This is a genomic window from Paenibacillus agricola (assembly GCF_011440305.1).
GTDB lineage: Bacteria > Bacillota > Bacilli > Paenibacillales > NBRC-103111 > Paenibacillus_S > Paenibacillus_S agricola.
Window position 1 is genome coordinate 683,273 of the sequence record NZ_JAAOIW010000002.1, and the last position, 22,528, is coordinate 705,800.

Annotated in this window: 24 protein-coding genes and 1 pseudogene; 12 read left to right on the forward strand and 13 right to left on the reverse strand. The window is 45.7% G+C overall.

What is annotated here, in order from left to right:
* Positions 1-5: 5 nt before the first annotated feature.
* Positions 6-968, forward strand: coding sequence for a helix-turn-helix transcriptional regulator (locus G9U52_RS07550; protein WP_166147875.1), 963 nt, complete (start codon positions 6-8; stop codon positions 966-968).
* Here G9U52_RS07550 and G9U52_RS07555 read toward each other — a convergent pair.
* Positions 960-1,133: an ATP-binding protein gene (locus G9U52_RS07555; RefSeq protein ID WP_166148234.1), complete on the reverse strand. Its 174-nt coding sequence runs from the start codon at positions 1,131-1,133 to the stop codon at positions 960-962. The two genes, G9U52_RS07550 and G9U52_RS07555, sit on opposite strands and share 9 nt — an antisense overlap.
* Positions 1,134-1,154: 21 nt before the next feature.
* Here G9U52_RS07555 and G9U52_RS41615 point away from each other — a divergent pair.
* Positions 1,155-1,259: pseudogene (locus G9U52_RS41615) on the forward strand (GNAT family N-acetyltransferase); the annotation flags it as partial.
* A gap of 230 nt (positions 1,260-1,489) precedes the next feature.
* Here G9U52_RS41615 and G9U52_RS07560 read toward each other — a convergent pair.
* Both G9U52_RS07560 and G9U52_RS07565 read right to left on the reverse strand, forming a co-directional pair.
* On the reverse strand, positions 1,490-1,789 hold the full coding sequence (locus G9U52_RS07560) for a putative quinol monooxygenase (RefSeq protein ID WP_166147877.1): 300 nt from the start codon (positions 1,787-1,789) through the stop codon (positions 1,490-1,492).
* A 97-nt stretch (positions 1,790-1,886) separates the two neighbouring features.
* Positions 1,887-2,897 (reverse strand): NADP-dependent oxidoreductase, encoded by a 1,011-nt coding sequence (locus G9U52_RS07565; RefSeq protein WP_166147879.1) that lies wholly within the window; start codon positions 2,895-2,897, stop codon positions 1,887-1,889.
* 119 nt (positions 2,898-3,016) lie between these two features.
* Between G9U52_RS07565 and G9U52_RS07570 the strand changes: the two genes are divergently transcribed.
* Positions 3,017-3,586, forward strand: a complete 570-nt coding sequence (locus G9U52_RS07570) for a TetR/AcrR family transcriptional regulator (protein ID WP_166147881.1) — start codon at positions 3,017-3,019, stop codon at positions 3,584-3,586.
* A gap of 408 nt (positions 3,587-3,994) precedes the next feature.
* Here the strand turns inward: G9U52_RS07570 and G9U52_RS07575 are convergent, their stop codons facing one another.
* Together G9U52_RS07575 and G9U52_RS07580 are read right to left on the reverse strand one after the other, a co-directional pair.
* On the reverse strand, positions 3,995-4,393 hold the full coding sequence (locus G9U52_RS07575) for a GNAT family N-acetyltransferase (protein ID WP_166147883.1): 399 nt from the start codon (positions 4,391-4,393) through the stop codon (positions 3,995-3,997).
* A gap of 108 nt (positions 4,394-4,501) precedes the next feature.
* Positions 4,502-4,993 (reverse strand): NUDIX hydrolase, encoded by a 492-nt coding sequence (locus G9U52_RS07580; RefSeq protein ID WP_311764818.1) that lies wholly within the window; start codon positions 4,991-4,993, stop codon positions 4,502-4,504.
* 450 nt (positions 4,994-5,443) lie between these two features.
* Between G9U52_RS07580 and G9U52_RS07585 the strand changes: the two genes are divergently transcribed.
* The 4 genes from G9U52_RS07585 to G9U52_RS07600 are packed head-to-tail and all read left to right on the forward strand — an operon-like array spanning position 5,444 to position 9,549.
* On the forward strand, positions 5,444-7,048 hold the full coding sequence (locus G9U52_RS07585; RefSeq protein WP_166147885.1) for a spore germination protein: 1,605 nt from the start codon (positions 5,444-5,446) through the stop codon (positions 7,046-7,048).
* The gene (locus G9U52_RS07590; protein WP_166147888.1) at positions 7,045-8,220 is read left to right on the forward strand and encodes a Ger(x)C family spore germination protein; all 1,176 of its coding nucleotides are present in this window, start codon (positions 7,045-7,047) and stop codon (positions 8,218-8,220) included. Before G9U52_RS07585 ends, G9U52_RS07590 begins: the two co-directional genes overlap by 4 nt.
* Positions 8,220-8,444 carry a hypothetical protein gene (locus G9U52_RS07595; protein WP_166147890.1) on the forward strand — a complete coding sequence of 75 codons (225 nt, stop codon included), beginning with the start codon at positions 8,220-8,222 and terminating at the stop codon, positions 8,442-8,444. The genes G9U52_RS07590 and G9U52_RS07595 overlap by 1 nt, the downstream gene beginning before the upstream one ends.
* Before the next feature lie 16 nt (positions 8,445-8,460).
* Positions 8,461-9,549, forward strand: coding sequence for a GerAB/ArcD/ProY family transporter (locus G9U52_RS07600; RefSeq protein WP_166147893.1), 1,089 nt, complete (start codon positions 8,461-8,463; stop codon positions 9,547-9,549).
* Positions 9,550-9,579: 30 nt separating this feature from the next.
* Here the strand turns inward: G9U52_RS07600 and G9U52_RS07605 are convergent, their stop codons facing one another.
* Positions 9,580-9,957, reverse strand: coding sequence for a MerR family transcriptional regulator (locus G9U52_RS07605; RefSeq protein ID WP_166147895.1), 378 nt, complete (start codon positions 9,955-9,957; stop codon positions 9,580-9,582).
* A 197-nt stretch (positions 9,958-10,154) separates the two neighbouring features.
* Here G9U52_RS07605 and G9U52_RS07610 point away from each other — a divergent pair, with 197 nt between their 5' ends.
* The 3 genes from G9U52_RS07610 (at position 10,155) to G9U52_RS39165 (ending at position 12,260) form a co-directional block, all read left to right on the forward strand.
* Positions 10,155-10,994: an SDR family oxidoreductase gene (locus tag G9U52_RS07610; protein WP_166147897.1), complete on the forward strand. Its 840-nt coding sequence runs from the start codon at positions 10,155-10,157 to the stop codon at positions 10,992-10,994.
* 146 nt (positions 10,995-11,140) lie between these two features.
* Positions 11,141-12,085: an alpha/beta hydrolase gene (locus G9U52_RS07615; protein WP_166147899.1), complete on the forward strand. Its 945-nt coding sequence runs from the start codon at positions 11,141-11,143 to the stop codon at positions 12,083-12,085.
* Entirely contained in the window at positions 12,069-12,260 is a 192-nt protein-coding gene (locus G9U52_RS39165; protein WP_207952832.1) for a hypothetical protein, read from the forward strand. Before G9U52_RS07615 ends, G9U52_RS39165 begins: the two co-directional genes overlap by 17 nt.
* Positions 12,261-12,453: 193 nt before the next feature.
* Here G9U52_RS39165 and G9U52_RS07620 read toward each other — a convergent pair whose 3' ends face one another.
* The 3 genes from G9U52_RS07620 to G9U52_RS07630 all read right to left on the reverse strand — a co-directional run bounded on the left by G9U52_RS07620 (position 12,454) and on the right by G9U52_RS07630 (position 16,302).
* Positions 12,454-13,524: a YheC/YheD family endospore coat-associated protein gene (locus G9U52_RS07620; protein WP_243767217.1), complete on the reverse strand. Its 1,071-nt coding sequence runs from the start codon at positions 13,522-13,524 to the stop codon at positions 12,454-12,456.
* Between the two features lie 606 nt (positions 13,525-14,130).
* Positions 14,131-14,919 (reverse strand): MeeY/MeeF family manganese export membrane protein, encoded by a 789-nt coding sequence (locus G9U52_RS07625; RefSeq protein WP_166147904.1) that lies wholly within the window; start codon positions 14,917-14,919, stop codon positions 14,131-14,133.
* Positions 14,920-15,444: 525 nt separating this feature from the next.
* The gene (locus G9U52_RS07630) at positions 15,445-16,302 is read right to left on the reverse strand and encodes an AraC family transcriptional regulator (RefSeq protein WP_166147906.1); all 858 of its coding nucleotides are present in this window, start codon (positions 16,300-16,302) and stop codon (positions 15,445-15,447) included.
* Between the two features lie 209 nt (positions 16,303-16,511).
* Between G9U52_RS07630 and G9U52_RS07635 the strand changes: the two genes are divergently transcribed.
* Complete coding sequence (locus tag G9U52_RS07635; RefSeq protein WP_166147908.1) at positions 16,512-16,802, forward strand: hypothetical protein; 291 nt, start codon at positions 16,512-16,514, stop codon at positions 16,800-16,802.
* Positions 16,795-17,583 carry a phytanoyl-CoA dioxygenase family protein gene (locus G9U52_RS07640; RefSeq protein ID WP_166147911.1) on the forward strand — a complete coding sequence of 263 codons (789 nt, stop codon included), beginning with the start codon at positions 16,795-16,797 and terminating at the stop codon, positions 17,581-17,583. Before G9U52_RS07635 ends, G9U52_RS07640 begins: the two co-directional genes overlap by 8 nt.
* Positions 17,584-17,683: 100 nt before the next feature.
* On the opposite strand, the gene G9U52_RS07645 is transcribed toward G9U52_RS07640, so the two are convergent.
* The 4 genes from G9U52_RS07645 to G9U52_RS41325 form a co-directional block, all read right to left on the reverse strand.
* Positions 17,684-18,502 carry a squalene/phytoene synthase family protein gene (locus G9U52_RS07645; RefSeq protein WP_166147913.1) on the reverse strand — a complete coding sequence of 273 codons (819 nt, stop codon included), beginning with the start codon at positions 18,500-18,502 and terminating at the stop codon, positions 17,684-17,686.
* Positions 18,503-18,633: 131 nt separating this feature from the next.
* The gene (locus G9U52_RS07650; protein ID WP_166147915.1) at positions 18,634-19,686 is read right to left on the reverse strand and encodes an asparaginase; all 1,053 of its coding nucleotides are present in this window, start codon (positions 19,684-19,686) and stop codon (positions 18,634-18,636) included.
* A 221-nt stretch (positions 19,687-19,907) separates the two neighbouring features.
* The gene (locus tag G9U52_RS07655; RefSeq protein WP_166147917.1) at positions 19,908-20,063 is read right to left on the reverse strand and encodes a hypothetical protein; all 156 of its coding nucleotides are present in this window, start codon (positions 20,061-20,063) and stop codon (positions 19,908-19,910) included.
* Positions 20,064-20,065: 2 nt separating this feature from the next.
* Positions 20,066-22,411 (reverse strand): helix-turn-helix domain-containing protein, encoded by a 2,346-nt coding sequence (locus tag G9U52_RS41325; RefSeq protein ID WP_166147920.1) that lies wholly within the window; start codon positions 22,409-22,411, stop codon positions 20,066-20,068.
* Positions 22,412-22,528: the final 117 nt, after the last annotated feature.

Sequence of the window (22,528 nt, forward strand, 5' to 3'; positions counted from 1 at the left end):
TTCAAGTGAAGCTGGATCGATTGCTTGCTATTACAATGACGTTACTAAATCAAACCCGAGTCAATGCGAGTGAGCTAGCTGAGCGATTCGAGGTCTCTCTGCGAACTATCTATAGAGATATGGATTCAATTAATCAAGCCGGAATTCCTATTGTTTCATTTGCGGGTTCGGATGGAGGTTATGAGATTGTGCCTGGCTACCGGTTGGACAAACAAATCCTATCCCTTGAAGACTTTTCCTCTATATGTTCAGCTTTACGCGGAGCCCGTTCTGCAACGGACAATTCGGATATCGACGGCCTATTGGATAGAATAGGCGCTTTGATGCCGAATAAGTCAAACTTTACAGATACCTATAAAGTAGATCTAGACTTCACCCCGACGCCTAACGATAAGGAAAAAATCGCCACACTCCACCTAGCTATTAAAGAGTTACATTTAGTTCGGTTCGACTATCTGGATAATAAGGGTACGGAAACTGACCGAACGATCGAACCTATGGGGCTCTTTCTGAAAGGATATATCTGGTATATATACGGTTATTGCCTCACCCGATCTGATATTAGGGTATTTAGACTTACCCGCATCAATCAACCCCTGAGTTTGCCGAAGAAGTTCGTCCGTCGTAACTATACATTGCAGGATGTCGAGCAGCAGTTCATGAACCAAGCTAACTTCGTTAAAGTGAGCGCAGTTCTGCACTTCAGCCCAGCTGTCAAAACCAGGGTGAGAGATGAGTTCGGGTTTGACAAAATAATAGTGAACCCGGATGGCTCCTTATTGGTCAACGCACATTATTCTTCGACGGAACGTGCCATCCAGAATATTCTCAGCTATAGTAACAACGTTACGATTATCGAGCCTCCCGAATTAATCGCAGAGATACAAAGGCATGTGGCGAATATGTTGCTGCATTATAAGGTTAACGAAAAAGAAGGCATACGGGAACATACTCGTTATTTATGTTAACAAAGGCAACTTAATTTCAAACACCGTATGTCGTTCGCTGCTAGAGACAGTGATCAAGCCCTCATGTGCATCGATGATGCTTTTTACTATAGCAAGACCAAGTCCGGAACCTCCGGTTTGCTCCGAGCGCGACTTTTCTGCCCGGTAGAATATGTTGAGGATTATTGTAAATCAATAGATTGTCATAGGATTATGCTTCTAAGTAATTCAACCCGTGAAAGAGCACATCAGTTCTTCGAAAGGGAAGGATATAACGGATCAATAAGTAAGGGATTCAAAAAATATTTTTAAATGCTTGCTCAACTATCGGGCACGATAATTCAATGCCAGAAGGGCTGCCGCGTGGTTGCCGCGTGGTAGCCCTTCGCTCAGCTAACGGGCAGTTATGCTCAGTGATCTGAGCTGATACTTTAGATCAATATAAGCAGAAGGATCCGCCGCGGCGGATCCATTTAACTCATGCTGCAAGAGTAGCCCTGTTCTGTAAGAGAAAGGGGAATCCCCGGTCTACTCGACCTCTTTTACTCCATAAACGAGCGCTCGTTTGAGATATCATATTTTTGAATGTCCATTCTCATCCTGTTTCCCCACTTCATTAAAAACGGCGCCGATTCATGTCTTTCAACATGAGCGGTCAGCGATTCTTGATCTTCCCACCGCTGAACAGTCAGCATGCGTCCGGCGCGTGCATCCTCCAAAGTAAAGGCATAAAAGCGGCATCCAGTTTCAGTTCGCGTGCTGGAAACGACGTTCTGAACGTCTGCAGTGAACTCATTTACGTCAGACGGATTTAGATTTACGTAACCCATGAGTAGAATCATTGATGTTCATCCTTTTTTTCTTGAATTAAGCATGCAAAATTTCTTCAAAGCTAATCGCGATTTACACGGAGCGCGAAAATCATTCGAGCTATCGTCCTTACTCCACCGTGAGTAAGATCTTGCCTTGAATGTGCCCACCGGCGGCTCGTTCATGCGCCTTGCGAGCAACGGCAAGTGGAAACATGCTGTCGATGGCGACGCGAACCGTCCCGGCATCGAGCAAGCACCCTAATTCCGCCAGCTGTGGGCCGTTTGAGCGCACTTGGGTCATTGATACCGTGACGCCCAGCTTTGCGGCCTCCTCGGCGTCGGAGAAGCCTAAGAACACTGGGAACAAAGCGCCGCCACGCTTGAGCGTACGCAAGAAACGACCGGTGGTGGGACCGCCGAGGGTATCGAGGACGAGATCAACGTCATGAGCGATGTCCTCGGGAGGGCTCTTGGTGTAGTCGATGAATTCGTCGGCACCGAGCTCGCGCAGGAACGACTCATGCTTGCCCGATGCCACTGCGATGACGTGCGCACCCTTCCATTTAGCCAGTTGCACCGCTAAGTGCCCCACGCCGCCCGCGGCACCATTGACGAGTACTGTCTTGCCGCTCAGCGGCACCGGGCGATGCAACTCCGGTTGAAGCGGATTCGCTTCACTGTGCCCCAGCTCGATCAGGAACTGCCACGCGGTTAGGCCTGCCATCGGCGCCCCTGCGGCGTGCATATGATCGATGCCTGCCGGCTTGAGTGCAAGGTCCGACGCTGGCGCGGCGACGTACTCTGCATAAGCAGCGCTCTCCCCAAAGCTAGGAAAGCGAACCATGCCGAAAACTTCATCGCCGACGGAGAAGCTCTGCACATCCGTGGCTACCGCCTCGACGACGCCCGACACGTCCGACCCCAGAATGACGGGAAAGGGCACCGGCGGCCGCCACTCAGGAGGAAGATCCTTATACCCCTCGCGCAGGTACCAGTCGGGGGGATTGATGCCAACCGCGTGAACGCGGACAAGCACCTCACCTGGCTTCAGTTCGGGAATCGGCGCCTCCTCGTAACGCAGTACCTCAGGACCGCCGAATTCATGCAGACGAATTGCTTTCATTGTATTTATAGACATCTTACTTTCTCCTTTCATGCAGATGAGTTATACTTACCAGAGCGGTGCTCCGCTTAATCGGATCACCGTTCCGTTTATGATTATACGGAGCAACGCTCCGCTTGTCAAGGAGGTCTCTTATGAGAGCTGATGCTATGAAAAACTATGAACACATACTCGCAGTCGCGAACGTCGTTATAACCGAGCATGGCGTCGATGCATCACTGCGCGAGATCGCTCGCAGAGCTGGTGTCGGACTAGGCACGCTTTATCGTCATTTCCCGACGAGAGAGGCGCTGCTCGAAGCTTTGCTCCGCGCAAGCTTCGACGAGTTTACGACAAAGGCACGTATGCTCGAAACTGCAAGTTCACCCGAAGATGCGCTCGTGTCGTGGTTACGCGAAATCGTTGAATTCACGAGCAACTATCAAGGTGTTGTGGACTTGATGATGGCAGCCAAAGAGGACCCGGAGTCCGCGCTCCACGCTTCTTGCATGACGATGCGCACAGCAGGCACGCAGCTTCTCGCTCGTGCCCAGGCAGAAGGTTTGGCGCGTACCGACATGGATGGTGATGATCTGTTCTCGTTAGCTGCTGCGCTTGCGTGGCTCAGCAACCAACCGTCGTCCGCGCCAAGGGCTGACTATCTCTTCAATATTATTGCGAGCGCGATCCTGACGAATCGAGCGAGCAGCGATTTCGGGGTTTAAATTAATTCGCACTGCTCTAATAGGGGACTGTGGCACAGCACAAAATATTGACCTAACGGGCACGTTAGTTGAAGGTCTGTGCTTACGAAAACCGGATTCCCTTTGTATAGTAAAGGGAATCCGGTTTTTTCATGCAAGAATTGCTTAGCTTATAGTTTTTTGTTTCGTGAGGTGTGATTATTGGTGGTGGGGAATGGGATTCAATAATTATATGACCAGTTTCTTGTCATCCGACACGACGATACAACTTCCCCTCTGTTTGCTAACTTTTTTTAATAACCAACGGATCGTAGGGATTGTCATTCGACGGGTAGGATGGGTTTCGGTGACAAATAGAGCTTTACATGAATCCTATTCAGTGTACCTGGAAAAAGAAGCATTCCCGTTTTTTTGCTTACAGCTTTCCCCTTAAGTACCCGCGACACTCCATAGTCCTCCAGAACAAGGTATGAACCCACTCTCCGTATAGAATGAAGTATGCTTTGAATCATAAGTTAAAGTTACAATCTCTAACCCGACACGCTCCGCCTCCTCAAGTAATTTCCTTACTACGGCTTGACCGATTCCTTTCTTCTGAAATTGCGGATGTACAATTATGTCTTCCATGTAGCCATGTTGCAATCCCATCCCAGCAATGTAGCCGAATGCTATAAGCTCATTCTTTGCATCTCGGCATCCAGCCCAAAAGTTGCAACGCTTGAATAAAATTGGGTAATCAGAATGTCGACCTTCCCAACCCACCAGCTCTCTTAGAGTTGGTACTTCAAGGGGGGCTATTGGAAGGTTAATACATATCTCATGCTTCAATTGTGACTATCCCCTTTCTTTATCGTCTTTGATCAAATTAGTAACCAAAGGACCAGCGGAACCATTCAACGAATTTTATAAAGAAACAATCTATCCTTATAGTTCACTTTATTTCAAATTTTTTAAGTAAAATAAAATACCCGCTCGGTCTACATCAGAAAATTGTAGAGGATCGTCTTTCATTAATCGTCTTAATTCGACTACTGTAACCCATCTTGGATTCTTAGTTTCATCACCTGAATTCAATAATTCCCCTTGTGCTTTGCATCGGAAGTACACACCAACCGAATCAAAGGGACCTTTAATGGTCTGATATGCCCCAAATGGTTTTATACATTCCACTTCAAAGTTCGGATCGATACCTACTGTATCAATTCTTGTATCTTCACCTTCAATTTCTACTACATCCAATCCTGTCTCTTCCTTTACTTCCCTAATAAGTGCCTTTACTAATGATTCATATTGATCGATTCTCCCACCTGGAAGTTCAATCCGTTGAGGTGCTTCTGGTTTATTACGTGTCTGAATTACGATTTCCATTGTTCCATTTAGTGTTCGTTCAATTATTGCACGAGAATTAACTAAAAATATTGATTTCACAGCACCCTTCTTTTATTTGGATTAAGTTTAGTATTCGGCATTAAACAAACAACGCCTCTCTTTTTTGGTAAATAACCCCTGTTCTGTTACGACCAAATATCTGCTTTCGTTGCCTTCTGATGTTTGAACAATCAGTGCCTGTTAGTGTAACGAAGGGAAAGACCGCCAAACGGCAGTCCCTTTTGTACTAAATTAAGTTCCTATTCGTCTTATTTTACATAAAATTCCAAATATTCAGGCTACCTCTCAGAGGAGATCAACTTTTTGGTATACGGAGTGCTGTCAGGTCTGGTAAATTAACTATAAAAATACAATACATGTAATTCTTGTAATAAGCAGGTTACATAGTGGAGATACTCTCACTGTGAGCTGCTTTTCTTGTGTGGGCTCTTTTATGAAATTTATGGCGGCACCTTAAAATTGCAGCTATGACGAGAGGATCTACATATCATGTCGTTATTTCAATGGCTTATTAACAAGCATAATAGAAGGGGAAAACAGCAGCAACACAAGGAAGTTGTTCCCAATAATCAAGGATTAACAGACTCCGACGTTGCCATTATAAATGCTGGACAACTAGAGAAACGACTGGACTACATTCGTCAACAATTGACCAACTGTTCTGATGTGATTTATCATACCTTCATTGCAGGTCCTGCGCAAAAGTGCGCGCTGATCTATTTAAGAGGCATGGTTGACCAAAAAACGATTCAAGAAGATGTCCTGAGTGACATCTTATCCCTCGATTCGCAGGACGCAAACCAATTTCGCAAGCAAATTTTCGATCTTAAGCAGCTATCTGTTAGTAACCTTATAGAGATAATCACCCTGAAAGAGGGGATCTCGGCGATTCTAAAAGGACAAGTATTACTACTTGTTGAGGGCGAACTGAGAATGATCGGGTTCCCGTTCACTTCTTACCAAATGAGATCAATCGAAGATGCGCCGAATGAAGCCGTTTTAAGGGGACCGCGTGAATCCTTTATAGAAAGCCTCGAAGTCAATTTGACTTTGATCCGAAGACGACTGAAAACTCCTGATTTCAAGACAGAATCGATGCTGATAGGAGCAAAGACGCAAACCGAAGTGGTAGTTGCCTATATTCAGGGCATATGTAAGCAAGAGCTTGTGAACGAAGTGAATAAGCGATTATCGCAAATTGAAATCGACAGCGTACTTGGAAGCAGTTATTTGGAAGATTTTATTGAGGATTCTCCCTTCTCACCTTTTCCACAATTACAGTATACCGAGCGTCCGGATACGGTTACGGCTTCCCTATTGGAGGGAAGGGTAGCCATTATGGTGGATGGCACGCCGATCGTTCTGCTTGCACCGACCACTATGTTTATGCTGATGCAGTCTGCGGAGGATTATTATCAGCGATACATCGCAGCTACGTGGATTCGCTGGCTTCGTTATATCTTTCTAATAATTTCTCTGTTATTGCCCTCTGTTTATATCGCTGTTACCACATTCCATCCAGAGATGATCCCTGCAAGACTGCTTATCACTGTAACGTCATCTCGGGAAGTGGTGCCCTTCCCTGCTCTAATAGAGGCCTTCATGATGGAAATTTGCTTCGAAGCGTTACGGGAGGCAGCGGTAAGAATCCCCAAAGCGATCGGTCAATCCATATCCATTATTGGAGCACTCATTATCGGTACGGCAGCAGTTCAGGCAGGGGTTGTATCGGCAGCGATGGTTATTATTGTTTCGTTAACAGGCATTGCCTCCTTTATTATTCCACACTTCGATCTCGGCCTGGCTTTTCGGTTGTTACGGTTTCCAATCATGCTTTTGGCCGGGATTTTTGGGTTATTCGGAATATCCTGTGGGATGCTTATTATCTATCTCCATCTAGTCAATTTACGTTCTTTCGGAACGCCTTATCTATCGCCCATCGTACCTTTGGTAATAAGTGATCTTAAGGATTCCTTAATTAGGGCACCCTGGTGGTTAATGAAGAAACGCCCATCTTTATCTGGAGCAAACCGGTCCAGACAGCGAGCGGATTCCCGTAAATGGGCGCACGAACAGGAGGAGAATGGGGATTGAAATATGTTTTTGGTTTGCTGACTCTGCTTTTACTTACAGGCTGCTGGTCCTCCGTTGAGTTGAATGATCGCGCTTTTGTAAGAATGATAGTCGTTGATAAAACTAAATCAGGCATTGAGTTATCCTTGGACTTATCGTTACCGAATCGGTTAATTCCCGGATCGGCGGGAGGGTCAGGGGAGCAAACCGGTAAACCCTACACATACGTTTCCAATAGTGGGAGTGATATTGGAGAGGCTTACCGTAAAATTCAATCGGATTTGTCGCGGGAAATCAGCTTCGGGCAAACACGTGTGGTTATATTCGGCAGAGAATTGGCCGAAGAAGGAATCGAGCCCATTCTAGATTTTTTCGCTCGTGAACCGAGGATGCACTCGAACGCTTACCTGTTTGTAACACCCGGAAGAGCCAAGGAAATCGAATCGATTACAGCAATAGTAGAAAGATTTCCCACCGATATCTTAGTAGCATACTCCAATTCACATGTAACCGTAGATACAACGTTAAAAGATTTTCTTGTGGTAAATTACAGTGGGGGAGATGTAATTATACCTATGCTCAAATTTGAAAAGAAAAGAATTGAAAGCGAAAAGGAAAAGGAACAAACCTCGATGGGAACCAATGGAGCGGCTATTTTTAGGGAAGCGAAAATGGTAGGGACGTTAAATGTGAAAGAAATGCGGGGGGCATTATGGATCCTTGGAAAATTTAAGGATGGGGAAATGTCAGTACCCTCACCGACCGATGGTAAGTATGTAAGCTTTATGGTCCAAAGGTCGACTACTCATACAACCCCAAAAATCAGAGAAGATCAAATAGAAATACAAATTCAGTGTAAAGCAGAAGCTGAAGTTCTTTCATCGAGCTCAAATATCAATTTATTGGATACAAAACAATTAAAGAAACTCGAACAAAGTCTTAATATGGAAGTAAAGAAGCGAATGGAAAGTGCGATCGCCAAGGTTAAAGAAGCAAATTCGGATCCCTTCATATTTGGAAATTACATAGATTGGCATTACCCCAAGAAGTGGAAGAGCATCAAGCCTGATTGGCGTTATTACTACAGTAACAACCTCAAAGAAGAGATACAAGCGAACATCACGATCAAGAGGTTGGGAACATTGCAGCATACGTTGCGGGTAACAACAGGTTCACAAGCGGAGGATGAGTAATGATCATCATTGTGCTCCTATACGGCTGTATTATTTGTTACGAATGGCGCTATTTGAAATTAAGAAACCGCAAAAGACTCACTTTTCAATACGTGCTTGGTACCGCAATTTTGCTATTTGTCTGCATGGAAGCCTTATATGTTTTCAGAGAACAATGGACAATAGCTGAGACCATTCAAACGATATTTGATCCCATTGATAAAACCATTCGAGGGAAGAAATGAAAGGAAAGATACCACAATGGAGCGAGTATCCCAATCACAAATTTTCATGCTGTTTTCCCATTTTCTTTTTACAACCACACTTGGTTTCTTCACGAGTACCCTTGTCAGGAATGCCAGTTATACGACCTGGTTATCCTTGCTATTGGGCGCTGCCGGGGGGCTTGTGATTACGTATTTATCCTTTAGGCTGGCCATCAGAAGACCGACTCAATTTATTGGGAATTATGGCAAGGATATTTTGGGGAAATGGCTGCACTATCCTCTGATCTTTACGATGTTTTTTTCTTTCTTGTTTTCTGCAGCCACTGTTTTAAGACAATTGCAGGAATTTATAATCGAAGTTTATTTGCCCACTACACCGGGATGGGCTGTTTCGGTCTTGTTCGGAATTTGTCTTGCTTATGCTGTTCGTTCTGGAGTTGAAACGATTTTTCTCAGTTCCCAGGGAATCTTTTACTTAAGTGCAGCTGGTGCACTGATTGTTCCTTTTTTTGTGTTCCAGGAACTCAATTTTCCTAGGGCGATAGCGATGTTAAACCATTATGATTTGAAGGGGATTTGGAGCGGTACTTATATTACAACAGCTCTATATTCAGAAATGGCGTTCATCCCCTTTTTATTTCCGTATTTCATGAATCATAAAAAAACGATGAAGTCGTTGGGATGGGCATCAGTTACATCGGTATTTATTATTTTAACCAACCTGATTCCGGCTATTTTGGTCTTCGGCCCTGACTTAACTGCTAACCTGCCTTACCCTCAGCTTGAACTGATACGGAATATCCGAGCCGGATCTACTTTTGAGAATTTGGATCCTGTACTTATTGCGATCTGGGTATCCAGTTTGTTTATCAAAGTTTGTTTGTTTATCTATGTAGCTGTTAGCGGTTTAACGCATACCTTCTCATTAAAGGATCACAAGCCGTTCTCCTTCTCGATGACGGCTATAGTGATTGGCTTATCCTTGTATATGGTCAGGTCATCTTCGGAATTCGAAGAATTATTTAGTCACGGAGAAATAACCTTTCTACTCATTACTGGAATGATTCCAATTATCTATTTGTTGGTCGATCTGATCCGATCTTCTCGTGCGAAGCAGGGGTAGCTCGTAGAGCATTTAACATAATTGAAAAAGCTATGGCAGCTTTTCAAATTTATTTTCTTGGGCATCGATTAACGCCAACTTGTAATTGATCTTTTCCAGTGTTTTTATTAGAAGTGGTATTTGTTCCTCTACTTTGCTTTTCTGGTGTACCAGCATCTTTTTCCTTTGTTGCAATGTACTATTCCCATTCTTATAAAGCTCCACATATTGTTTTATTTCTGCCAGAGGTAAACCTGTTGAACGCAGGGCTTGTACCGTCTCAACACAATCGATGTAGTGTTCACTAAACATGCGCGCCCCATTCGCATCTCGGTCAACAATTGGCAACACGCCTTCTTTCTCATAAAAACGTAGTGTATACGGAGTTATGCCCGTTTTTTCCGAAATTTCCTTAACAGTATAAGCCATAAGATATCATTCACCGCCTGTTTAGGGTTAGAGTTACTCTAATCTATTTTACAATCCGAACTTACGTCCAGTCAAATAAATCCTTTACCAATAAGGAGTAGCTATATGGAATTGACTTAGAGCCACCTCAACCCAGTAAGCTAAAGATAGAAACAACAAAAAATTATTATTAAGGAGATCGTTCAAAGACAAAAACGGTGTTGATAACTGGATGTTCGACCGGATTGGGAAATACGACAGCTAGGAAGTTTGCATATGAGGGATGGAATGTGGTTGCGACGATGCGCAAACCGGATCAGCGCTTGGCAGCGGAAAATCCCGAACGGATTTTCGTAACCGAGCTCGATGTTACAAAGCCCGCCAGCATTGAGGCGGCGATTGCGGCAGGGATCGCCAGGTTCGGCCAGATAGACGCCGTTGTGAACAACGCTGGAGTCAGCATCCTCTCGATTTTTGAAGCAACACCTATGAATGTTATCCGCGGGATTTTTGAGACCAATGTCTTCGGTGTCATGAATGTCATTCAGGCAATTACGCCATATTTTCGTGAACAAAGCGGCGGAACCATTGTGAATATCACTTCGAACATGGGCTTTGCTTCAAACCCACTTCTGGCGGTCTATATCGCGACCAAGCATGCAATCGAAGGGCTGTCGGAATCGCTATCGTACGAGCTTGAATCGCAAAATATCTCCATCAAACTTGTGGAACCAGGGGCCATGCTAACTACGAGCTTCTCGTCGAACACCATGTCCGCAACCCAAGACATGCCTATTCCACAATCGTACAAGCCTTATTTTGATCACATGATGCAATCGATGATGAACTATCCATTTGATAATGCGGATGAGAACCAGGTTGCGGATCAGGTTTACGCTGCTGCCTGCGATGAGTCTGACCGACTGCGCTTTCTTGCAGGTCCGGACGTGGAAGAAACGGCTAAACTGAGATGGACCCAGTCGGAAGAAAAGTACATGACTACCATGCGGAACCTGATGGGGCAAACAGCATGGCTAAATATGCATGGAAAGGATTAAAACATAAACATTGCCAATTATTTCAAACTTGCCATCAAAGTGAATACAGAGGACAAGGCACGAATAGATTACTTGTGACTTAAACCAAACCGTTAGTAGACATTGAAAAGCAATATATAACACTGTTAACGAAGGATGGTTGGATTATGGAGAAAAAATTGAACCCGGAACTTAAACAAATGTTTTCAGTTCTACCAGAAGTAATTTATACCCAAGAGAATTTAGCTGCCAAAAGGAAAGAGATGAACGAGATGCTTGCTGGTATGGTTGCATCGCTGCCCATTAATGATGCAGTTCTAACATCAGAGAGATACGTTCCAGGAGCAGAAGGGGATCCAGATGTCCGGATCAAAATTTATGAACCAAGAGTGAAGGAAGAAACCCTTCCAGGTGTTCTATATATTCATGGTGGTGGCTATATCCTTGGTTCTGCTGATATGATGGACCCTGCCTTGCAACAACTAGTAACAGAACTCAATTGCGTGATCGTTTCCGTGGATTATCGACTGGCTCCAGAACATCCTTTTCCGGCTCCACTCGAAGATTGTTATGCTGCACTCAAATGGTTCTCTGAAAATGCTGAAGAACTGGGGGGTGATTCATCTAGAATCGCAGTAGTTGGTCCCAGTGCCGGCGGTGGATTAACGGCTGCCGTCTCCCTTTTGGCCAGAGATCGAAAGGGTCCTTCTATAATATTCCAAATGCCTCTCTACCCAATGATTGATGATCGGAACATTACCAAGTCCAGTAATGAAATCACAGATGAAAGAGTATGGAATCAAGCAAAAAACCAATTGGGATGGGAAATGTATTTAGGGGAAAACGGTGAAGTATCCCAATATGCTGCTCCAGCTCGTGCAACCGATTTGTCAGGACTTCCACCCACATACACATGTGTTGGTGACTTAGATCCATTTCGTGATGAAACAATCGATTATGTATTAAGGCTAACGCAGGCCGGTGTGCCAACAGAGTTTCATTTATACCCCGGATGTTTTCACGGCTTTGAGGAATACTTTCCTACTGCTGAAATCAGCCAGAGAATTGTAAAGGAATATAATACGGCTTTAAAGCGTGCCTTACACAAATGATCGGTTGCTGACGCGGGGCTGCGGCGCCTCGCTGGGGGCGCCGCAGGGTACATCCAGAAGCAAAACGATCAGTGGCCGCCTGCAGGATCATACGACGTGGGTTAAGGTCAGCACTTTATCTTATCCAGCTAGAAATAGAAGGGAACTGTACTCGCCCACCCCGCAGCATACCTAAGCAAGTGCCGTGCCAGTAGATAGGAACAATTCATATGTTGTGACTAAACTACTCCTAAGAATGTTGACATAGCTACATAATGGCAGCTTCACCGGTTGCATCCAAGCATTCTGGCCTTCGCAAGCATTTCCCCCCGACATCGCCTTAACCACGGATTTTTTCGAATTTCACCACTTGGGAATTTGCGCTATTTCTATGAATTAGGACGAGGCCTTAGTGATTTTTTGGGCTTCATCAATGAGCTGGCATACTGAAGTGGGTTCAGGTAGGTTTTATAAAATGTAGCATGCATGCCCGCTTTTTTAAAGGAAATCCGCTGGTCTCTACCATTCATTTCAATGAATTTGATAGCCCCATCCGGGTCTACCCCCATGTCCAACCCTATATCGGCAAGATGTGGTAGATGCTTCCCTAAATAGTTAGCGATCTCTAATGACACTCGATGGACTTCATTTTTTACGGTTTCAACTGGAAGCCCCCCAGACTGGAAAAGCTCTTCGTATCTTCTGACTTTCCCACCCTTGGCTACATTGGTGACATGGCGCCCTACCGCTGCCACCTTACCTACTATCCCTGTTACCTGCCATGTACCTGTCCTCCCTCGCTGTACCGAAACTCGAAGATCGTAGGGCCTGCCTTTATAGGTCGATAACTGGATGGTTTCCTGGATATGATAAATCCGAGTGCCCACATACCGTTCAATGAACTTGACTGTTTGTCTAAATGTATTTTTCGTTGGCTTACCTTTTTTCTGAAAAATGTACCAATTACCCTTAGATATTTTTGAGATTTTAATAATGCCGTCACCTACGCTCCCGCTTGAAGGTTTTATAAAAAGCCCAGAGTATGCCCCCATGGCTTTCACTAAATTGGACTTTGAATAGTGTACCGTCTTAGGGAGATAAGTACGAAGCGAAGGATTTCGATATAACAGCCTATAAATTCGGTATTTGTCGAAACGATTGGTCCGGTTAAAGATCGTGCTCGTCTTCGCGAGTTGCTCTAACCTTTTCTTCCCCTGTGAGGTCAATGTCATGGCTCGATTATGAATCACTTTGGGGATTTTATGCCTCACTTTCTGAAAACGACCTGCCGAGTATGTGTATCCTGACGCTATTCTTTTTCCCGTATGGTTTAAGGACATATAAAGAGGCTTTAAACCTAATTGGTTGGTAGCTTTATTATATAGTCCGATATGCTCATAATCCGATCTTTTGCGGGTGATCCCCGCATACGTTTTGTTATCAAGCAGAATACCGACCATTTGTTTCACCCGAACAACCTCCAATATGAAAGGATATGATCTACATTTCATATTTTATTCAGATTTACTTTTTTAGACCATGGTGTTTGTCTGTGATATGGGAAAAAACCGCGAAAACAGCAAAGGACTATATGCCTTGAGGTCTATCTGCTCCAAGTTTCGTTGAAGCAATTCAGTGTGGCTTGTTGTATGGTTCACCGTAATGGTCTAAACACAAAGTATCATTTAACCAAAAGATTTACATATCCATATAAAGAAGAAACCACTCCTCAAAATGGAGTGGTTTCTTTGGGTAGAACTTCTTTTATTGAACTAAAGTGTCCCGTTAACATTCCTGTAGAGTGTTAAATTACCGCTTTGCAAAAAAACGAGCGCCTCGGTACGATGGGAGTACCCAACGGGTCATAGCCCTTAAAATCCCATGGGTGACAGTTTGGAGATTCCCCTCATCCAAAGATGCGGAAACGCCATTTAAATAGCGCCCAAAGTGGAGTATTTATTAACCGATACGGCATGACTACGAGAAATTTGATCGAAAAAATAGTGAAATGGGACTATGCACATTCGGAGCAAAGTTCTCATGAGCCACCATAAAATCCATTCCACTTAAGCCGATTTCATCGCCTGTTTTTCCTTCTCCTTGCTGCCAGAAAGGAACCAACCGATTACGGCGATGAGGAGAAGCACCACGTAGAATGTTAGTTTCCAGCCTGCCGATTCCGCGAAGTCATGCGGGATGACGTGCAGCGATGGATGTGCAAGTGTATGAACCGCTAGCTTAACGCCGACCCAACCGACGATAAAGAAAGCGGCGACTTCCAGAGCAGGTCTGCTCTCCAACAGCTTCACGAACATATTCGCTGCAAAGCGCATGATGACAAGGCCGATAAATCCACCTAGGAAAATAACGATAAAGTGACCGCCATCTATACCCCCAATTTGTGGCAAGCTAGTTGCCGGCAATGCGACGGCCAGCGCGACAGCTGCCAGAATCGAGTCGATCGCGAAAGCGATATCCGCCACTTCAACCTTGAAAACGGTTAGCCAGAATCCGCTTTTCTTTGGTTCCTTCCCCGAACTCTTGACTGCGGAATCTTCGCCTTTCTTCACGATGACCTTACGGAATATGTGGTTGAGCGCAATAAACAGAAGATAGAGCGCCCCGATGGCTTGGACCTGCCAGACATTCACCAAAAACGAAATCGCGAACAACGAAACAAAGCGGAAAACAAACGCGCCTGCCAAACCATAGAACAAAGCCTTCTTACGCTCTGCTTCAGGCAAATGCTTGACCATAATCGCCATTACAAGCGCGTTGTCGGCCGCGAGCAGACCCTCCAGCGCAATCAATACAAAAAGCACCCATCCATATTCTAATAACAATCCGAAGTCCATTCAATATCCCCCTAATTAAAATGATAGATTTACCGTCTAGTGCCCCCTCCAAAAGCTAGCCCTTTTAGGCAAAGGTCTCGCTAACAGTGCCTCTATCGGCAATACCTATAAAGCCCAAGAACGTCCGTTCTCGTGATGACGACTTTAATGTGGCAGCTACTCCCCTTTTGTGGTTGGGGTAACTATTCAATTGCGATAATGCGTCTTGAGTAAAGCGTCTATTAAAATGTGATACGGAAGCTAGCAACATTGGTTTCATGATTCATAGATATATTTCAGGCATTGCAACAACCCAGCGAAAACTAATATTTCCAATATAAGGATTTAAAAGCAAATAATCCTAATATCTCTTTGATGTAAAGGAGAAATTGGGATTTAATTTGGTTATTAAAATAGAATACCTTCTCCTCGCTTTCCTGGATCACTGCCATAAGCCTGACCGTATGGAACCGGACTAAGAGCAAGGCAGACGAGCTCGTTGTGAAGGGTCTATCTGAGTATCCGAGGTCACCAGACAACTAGAAGCTACACTTCCTCTTCCTTTGGTACATATGTTTTTCCAGAAGCTTTCCGGTATTCCGTAGGGGACATGCCTGCCTGTTTTTTAAAGATACGCGAAAAATAATACAGCTCCATCCCAATGCCGTCGGCGATCGCTGAAATCGACTGCTCGGTCGTGGTAAGCAAACGGCGCGCTTTATCTAATCTTTTTTTGTTAATGTAGGCAATGGGTGAGAGGCCCATCATCGATTTAAAATAATGCATAAAATAATTCGGATGGAAATGTACCAGCCTCGCCAGCTCATCTACCGACATTTGCTCAGATAAGTGACCCTCGATGTAGGATAAAACGCTATTAATTTTCGAGGTGCTCGTGGTAGCCGCCAAGTGCAGCTGCTCCGAGGACTGCTCGATATATTCGGATATAATCTCCAATAAAATCGACTTGATCCGCAAGGGAGCGGTCACACTATTGCTCCTGTTTAATTCGATTAGTTGCTGAAACCTCTGCTCCAACTGCGCCTCATCCTGGACCTGAATCCAATGCGGCTGCTCCAGCATTTGAAACAGGTTAATATCCCCTACTGTGGCCGAGAAGTGGCACCAGTATTTGCCAAGCGGATTCTCATCATCCCGGGCATAGGAAAGCTTCATACCTGCCGGAAGCAGGTACAATTGGCCCGGCTGCGGATAATAATCCTTGCCGCGAATATGGATCCACCCGCTCCCCTCGCGTATGTAATACAGCCGGTTTACATCGGGCATCACATGTGTTTCCCGCCAGCTCGGCCCAACCTTCGTATAATGCGCCATCTGCATCATGATCTGTGTACTATCTAAATAGCTGCGGATTAATTGTAGCTGTAGCTTATCTTGATCCATAATGCCCCCCACTGGATGAATAACTCCTTAGTATTGTGCAAACCTATGCTACTATCATACATCCACTTCCCTGCCGCTGCATACTACAATACAGATATCAACAAAACATAGCTCGGCAAACGCTTACGAAGTAAGTTTTGCTAAAGCAAAACTCAGCAAATGCTTGCGAAGTAAGTTTTGCTAAAGCAAAACTCTAAGGAGGACTACTCATGAGCTCGACCCGCCAAAAAATTCTGATTTTGCATTCCAGCGATCCCGATCTTGAATCCCGCACAGTTGCTTGGGCGCTGTATGACAGTACCATTCCTAAAGGACAGTTGCAGATGAACACAGGCGATTCCAATGAGCCGTTATATGGCTCGGTGCTGGACGCCATGCGTGATGGCTGGAATTTGATCCAGCTTCCGTCCATGCCAGTGTTCCGCAGTGGCTTCGAGCATGACCAAGGGCATCTGCCTTACGAATATGTATTGGAAAGAAAGGTGACAATCGATGAGTAGCATAGAGAAGAAGCATCTGCTTACCGCTAAGCAAATGGCTGAATTCGCAGTCAACGGCTTTATCCGACTGGATGAAATCGTTCCGCAGGAATTGAATGAAGCCGCATACAAGGAACAGCGTGAATTTCAAGGCAATGGCTCTACCTATTGGAATGAATCCCAGGTAATCCAGGATATATTCGAGCTGCCGCAGGTAAAGGGTGCTATCCAGAGCTTCGTTGGCCAATATCCGGTTTATGATCATTCCTTCATGCATATCGTTCGTGCCAAGCATCTTAAGGGGCAAGGCTACCATGCTGACTCCGTGATTGATACACGCCCATTCGGCTACGATATCCAGGCGTTTTACTTCTCCCATGATGCTCCGGATGAGATGGGGCCCACCTTGGTGCTTCCAGGCTCGCATCTTCGCAAAGTAAGTAACGGCAGCATTGGCCGCTACAAAAACATCGTCGGCCAGCAACGCATGGTATCCAAAGCCGGCACAATTGGCTTCCTCCACCATGGTATCTGGCATTGTGCACAGCCGAACCATACGGACGAAACCCGCTATGTGTTCAAGCTGCGGCTTCGCCCCGGCCAGGAGCAGCGCAGCCTGTTTAACACCGATGGTTATAACAGCGAGGAGGTACGCGACGTATTCAAGAAAGCCTACCATCCTTGGTGCGGTGATGAGGCTCGTGTCAACCAAATCCAAACCGCCAAATTTTGGCGTTACTTATGTGGCGATGACAAGGTGGATACTTCGTTTGAAGGCGCATTGACCCGTATGGGACAATAGCGGTACAAAAAGGCTGGGGCTCAAGTCGAATGACTTAAGCTCCAGCCTCTTTTCTTAATAAAGCATATCAAATAACTTTCTTATTGGTAGGATATAATAGCTACTCTTCACTTGCCCGCTTCACGATTTCGATAACCGCGGCACGGTTAAGCTTTTCTTCACCAGCCTCTAAGGCAGCAAGTGTCCCATGGGCAAGCGCCAATGGTAATTTGCAGAAATCAAAAACGGGACCCGGGGTAAGATTAGCGACATAGCGATCCGCCAAAGCCAGGTTACCACGCGTGTAGGCAAACATTTCCTCCGTTCCCCAGTTATCGGGAAAGTAGTCCACGCCCCGTTCCATATCCTCTTTGCGGTTACGAAGAATATTAACGGCCTGTAAGCCACGCCCAAAAGCCACCGCTTCGTTATAGTCCGATTTCGTCCCGTCATGCCACTGCCATAGCTCCGACAGCAAGACGCCAACCGCCCCCGCTACGCTATAGGTATAGCCGTCGAGATCCTCCTTGGTATGGATCTGCCAGTCCTTTTCCACCCATTCGCCCATTTCCTTGGCCATCGTTGATGTTGAATCCCGAACCACATGGCTGGCCGATACTGGGCAAAATCTCACCCAATCCCCTATTCGCAGCGTAACACTTGGCAACACGGATTCGTATGGCTTAAATAGCTCTGCCAAGGGCTCGTCAATGGCAGGCTCCTTCAAAATCACGCTGATTCTATGCAGCAGCCCCATCTTAACCTCGGCGGATAAAGAAGCATCGTCCTCGATCTCATCAATAGCACGCATACATAGGTATGCCGAAGCAACCGCCTCCTGAAGTCCCGGAACAAGGCGGCTGATTGGTATAAAAAAGGTCCGGCTGGTAGCCGCTAATACGTCCATCGCTTCTGTATATAAATCGGTAGTTTCATTCATTGTGTGGATGCCTTTCTTTTTATGAATTTTGCAATCAAAAACATGTATTCCTTCATATTACCCTTTAAATGAGGTTAGACCCCAACATTCACAGCAAATTGCCACTATTTACAGGTTCAAAGCTCTTAAGGTTATTTTATGATGTTTTGCCCTACAAAAACAAGCCCCATTTCATCCACAAAATTAGTTGCCATCATTTCGGCAATTAATAGAGGATCTGAGGTTTGTCCTAAAACCCACATCATTTTCGTAACAAGCGCCTCCGTCGTCATATCATAACCGGAAAGCACACCCGCCTCCAAAGCTTTTTGCCCCACCTCATAAATGTTCAGGTTAGAGCCTTCATACAAGCATTGCGTCGTTATAACCACACATATACCGCTTTTGACCAGATTTTCGATTTTTTCGAGCAGGCTTCTTTCCTGAAAAGGAATCCCCCCTAGACCAAAGCCTTCTATAATTAACCCTTTATAGCCCATTGCTTGAATCGCATCGAACCACTCAGGCTTCATTCCGGGAATAAGCTTCAGCACCAATACTTCATTACAATAGCTGCTGTTAAAAGGATGCTCCTTTGGAACCTTCATCGTCTTGCCAAATCCAGCTTCGCCAGAAATGCCAGGAGCTTCAGAATGGACATGAATGTTGCCATTTTCAATATGTCCGAGGTATGGATAATTAATGCTTTCTATCGCATTATAGCTTCTCGTCCTGACTTTGGAAGCGCGGCAGCCCTTTATGATGTTGCCATCAAATACGACCAGCACACCCGTTAAATTTCCACATGCAGCAATAAAGGCATCCAGCAAATTCCGCCTGGCGTCGCCTCCTTGGACCATAATCGAATCCTGCGACCCCGTTATAACAACCGGCTTGTCCAAAGTGCCCATCATAAAGCTTAAGGCTGAGGCGGTATAAGCCATTGTATCAGTTCCATGAGCAATGACAACGCCATCATAATCCTCCAAGGCCGCCCTTGCTTCATCAGCGATTTTCGCCCAATGCTCCGGCTGCATATTCGTACTATCCAGGCTCATCAGCGTCATCGCTTCCACCTCACATAGCATACGCAGCTCGGGAACGGCTTGCAACAGATCCTCAGCAGTTTGGGTCGGGGTTAGGGCACCACCACGAAGGGAAGAAGATATGGTACCCCCCGTATTCACAAATAAAATTCGCTGCATTGACGGGCTCCTCCAAGCTTTAGTCAGGATAGACTCCTATACTTTTATGCTTCTAAGTACATCTTCATTTTATAAACTATACACTTCGCAGGAAGCTTTTTCAAACAAACGCTTAAAGTTAAGGCTCCTGCTATGTAAAAAGAAAAGGAGCATCCCTAGGGGAATGCTCCAAGTTGCTGCGTGGTGCGATTCAACATCACCGCCGATGCTCGTATAGCCGTTCACATTGCCAAAAATAACCGTCCGCTGCCCGTTATTAAATCGCTGCCGCTCAATAACATCAGGTTTGAACACGCGTATGTGTCCAGCAAAGAGCTGCCCTTATGCTGGCTCCTGAACCGGATCACCTCCCGGCCGCCATCTGGCACAACGTTCATATCTACTCCCCCTTATTCGCTTCGCGGTATTCACCGGGTGAAACCCCTTCCTGCTTGCGAAACTGCCGGGTGAAGTTCTGCGAATTGCTGTACCTCAATTTATCGGCAATATCGGCTATCCGCATATCCGTTTCCAGTAGAAACTGCTTCGCCTTATCCATCCGGTAGCGCACTAAATATTCGCCGAAATTGACGCCGGTTTCCTCCAGAAACAAGCGCCGCAAATAATTCGGGGAATAGTTCAGTCTGGAAGCACATAGCTCCAATGTCAGGTCGCTGTCGAATTCCGCTTCGATCATATGGATCAGCTTCATTGACACCCTTTTTTTGGGGGTGCCTTTGCCTGCATCAAAATAAGCGGTTAATGGGCTCAAAATTTGCTCCATCAGCCACTTTTCCAGCTCCTCGCCGGCCTTCAGCTGGACGATTTGCTCAAGCAGCGGCATTTTCCCCTTAAAGATTTCCGGAAAATACGCCCCTGGCTCGGGCACCATATTCATCAGATTCACGACCAGCCTGCACAAACAAAACTGGTATTCGTTGTAGGTTAATTCGGCGCTACGAATTTCCCGTACAAGCTGGCGCAGGCATTCTTTGACCGTGCCTGTACCTTCGAATTTAATGGCATAGATCAGCTCGTTCTCCAATTGCATCGGCAATGTCATGTAGGATGATTCCTCCGGCCATATCTCTTCTATGCAGATGACCGCTTCATCCTCATAACGGATTCGGTATTTCAATGCCTCCACGCTTTCCTGGAAAGCTTTCTGGGCATTTGCCAGCCCTTGGTAGGTATCGCTAATCCCGATATTGACACTAATTTTCAAAACATCCTTCAGCGCATCCTGGATCTGGTTGCCGATCGCTACCTTGAAGGCTTTGAACAATGACTGTGTATCCTGCCTGCCACCAACCACAACGAGAACCGCTTCATCCACAATAACGATGCACAGCTGGTGGTCTGCTGGAACGATTTCGCCGACGACATTATAGATCGCAAACAAAATCAGGTCGGTATCCGTTTTCTTATACACATTTTCCGCAAAGGTATCCACGCTAATGTTCAGCACACTCATCCATTTCCAAGACTGGCTATGCGGGAACAAGCCGCGGTGATCCTCGATTTTCATCTTGGACAGCTGACCTTTAAGCAGCCGCAGCACATAATACTCGCGGATATACCTTAGCTGCTCCTTAAGCTCATTCGACATTTGCTGATTGTTCTTAGCCATCGTATCAAACCGTTCATAGATGCCCTGCAATTCATCCCGATCCTCCGCAGTTAGCTCCGCGCCATCCTTGCTTCTGATTGCATCGAACAGCTTCTGGATCGGGTTATAGATTTTTCCGGTCAGCTTAAGCGCCACAATCCAAGCCACGAGCAGCATGATAAAGCTGACGACAATCGTATATAAGCCGATCGACCGGGAATCCTTGCGGATATCTTCAATAGGCACCATCGTGATGTAATGCCAGCCGTTGTAGCTGGATCTTCCATAGCTGATGCCCATGGAATCCCCATTAAGCTGAGTCTCGAAATAGCCGCTAGGCTTGGAGGCCAGCCTGATTTGGTTGACATAACCAAGCACGGACACATCCTTGCCGATCATAGAGGCATCATTGCTAAAGATCGTTCGGTATTTATCATCGAGAATGACAAGACCCTCCGCTGGACTCTGCTTATTGTTGCCATCAAGGATGGCGGCCCCGTCTGCCCGTAGATTCGATACAATCATCTCGATCAACGCATCACGAGGAATTTGCACAACAAGCAGTCCCTTCGGATTAGGCGAATTAATCGGCACCTTGGCAACCAGGCTGATGCCATCAATCGCTTCATAGCCGTTCTCCCGCTGGGGGCTTTTCAATTTCTTCTCCTCATAGGTCCAATAATTGGAGCGAGGTGTTTGGATATAGGCAGCAAGCTGCTCATCATTTTTGATATCGTCCAGAGGGAACGCCCCCCGGTTATCGATCGCCCATTGTTTGTCCAGATTAATCACATATACATTTTGCACCGGTAGCTGATACCTTTGCAGATTATGCATCCCTTCGAATAACTGGTCGTACACCTGAAAATCAAAGGAGGCCAGCTCCTGCTCCATAGCCGTACCATACAGTGTGGATTTAATGAAAGGTACAACCATATTATCAATTAGCCTTAACGTCTGCTCCATGCGCATCTGGTTTTGCAGCATCACGTTAACGTTCGCTTCGACAACCCTCTTTTCAATCTCATCTGAGGAGCGGTAATATGAAGCAATGCTTACGACAAGCACAGGTAAGGTAACAAGTATAAAAATAAATAAGCGCAGCTTCCCCAGAATTTTAGTGCGATTCCGACTCACCTTATGACCTCCAGCGTTCCAGTTGGGAATTGATGCCTACATCTTTGATACCTGTATTATACCATGCACCCGCAGCCAGTCTCGCAGAAAGACAAGCTAATATTAGAACAGGCAGCC

Excerpts from the sequence above, each read along its gene's own strand:
- G9U52_RS07585 (WP_166147885.1), top strand. The coding sequence starts at position 5,444 with ATGTCGTTATTTCAATGGCTTATTAACAAGCATAATAGAAGGGGAAAA.
- G9U52_RS07570 (WP_166147881.1), top strand. The coding sequence starts at position 3,017 with ATGAGAGCTGATGCTATGAAAAACTATGAACACATACTCGCAGTCGCG.
- G9U52_RS07560 (WP_166147877.1), bottom strand. The coding sequence starts at position 1,789 with ATGATTCTACTCATGGGTTACGTAAATCTAAATCCGTCTGACGTAAAT.
- G9U52_RS07600 (WP_166147893.1), top strand. The coding sequence starts at position 8,461 with ATGGAGCGAGTATCCCAATCACAAATTTTCATGCTGTTTTCCCATTTT.
- G9U52_RS07640 (WP_166147911.1), top strand. The coding sequence starts at position 16,795 with ATGAGTAGCATAGAGAAGAAGCATCTGCTTACCGCTAAGCAAATGGCT.
- G9U52_RS07620 (WP_243767217.1), bottom strand. The coding sequence starts at position 13,524 with ATGGTCGGTATTCTGCTTGATAACAAAACGTATGCGGGGATCACCCGC.
- G9U52_RS07635 (WP_166147908.1), top strand. The coding sequence starts at position 16,512 with ATGAGCTCGACCCGCCAAAAAATTCTGATTTTGCATTCCAGCGATCCC.
- G9U52_RS07565 (WP_166147879.1), bottom strand. The coding sequence starts at position 2,897 with ATGTCTATAAATACAATGAAAGCAATTCGTCTGCATGAATTCGGCGGT.
- G9U52_RS07595 (WP_166147890.1), top strand. The coding sequence starts at position 8,220 with ATGATCATCATTGTGCTCCTATACGGCTGTATTATTTGTTACGAATGG.
- G9U52_RS07655 (WP_166147917.1), bottom strand. The coding sequence starts at position 20,063 with ATGAACGTTGTGCCAGATGGCGGCCGGGAGGTGATCCGGTTCAGGAGC.
- G9U52_RS07605 (WP_166147895.1), bottom strand. The coding sequence starts at position 9,957 with ATGGCTTATACTGTTAAGGAAATTTCGGAAAAAACGGGCATAACTCCG.
- G9U52_RS07615 (WP_166147899.1), top strand. The coding sequence starts at position 11,141 with ATGGAGAAAAAATTGAACCCGGAACTTAAACAAATGTTTTCAGTTCTA.
- G9U52_RS07625 (WP_166147904.1), bottom strand. The coding sequence starts at position 14,919 with ATGGACTTCGGATTGTTATTAGAATATGGATGGGTGCTTTTTGTATTG.
- G9U52_RS07645 (WP_166147913.1), bottom strand. The coding sequence starts at position 18,502 with ATGAATGAAACTACCGATTTATATACAGAAGCGATGGACGTATTAGCG.
- G9U52_RS07650 (WP_166147915.1), bottom strand. The coding sequence starts at position 19,686 with ATGCAGCGAATTTTATTTGTGAATACGGGGGGTACCATATCTTCTTCC.
- G9U52_RS07630 (WP_166147906.1), bottom strand. The coding sequence starts at position 16,302 with ATGGATCAAGATAAGCTACAGCTACAATTAATCCGCAGCTATTTAGAT.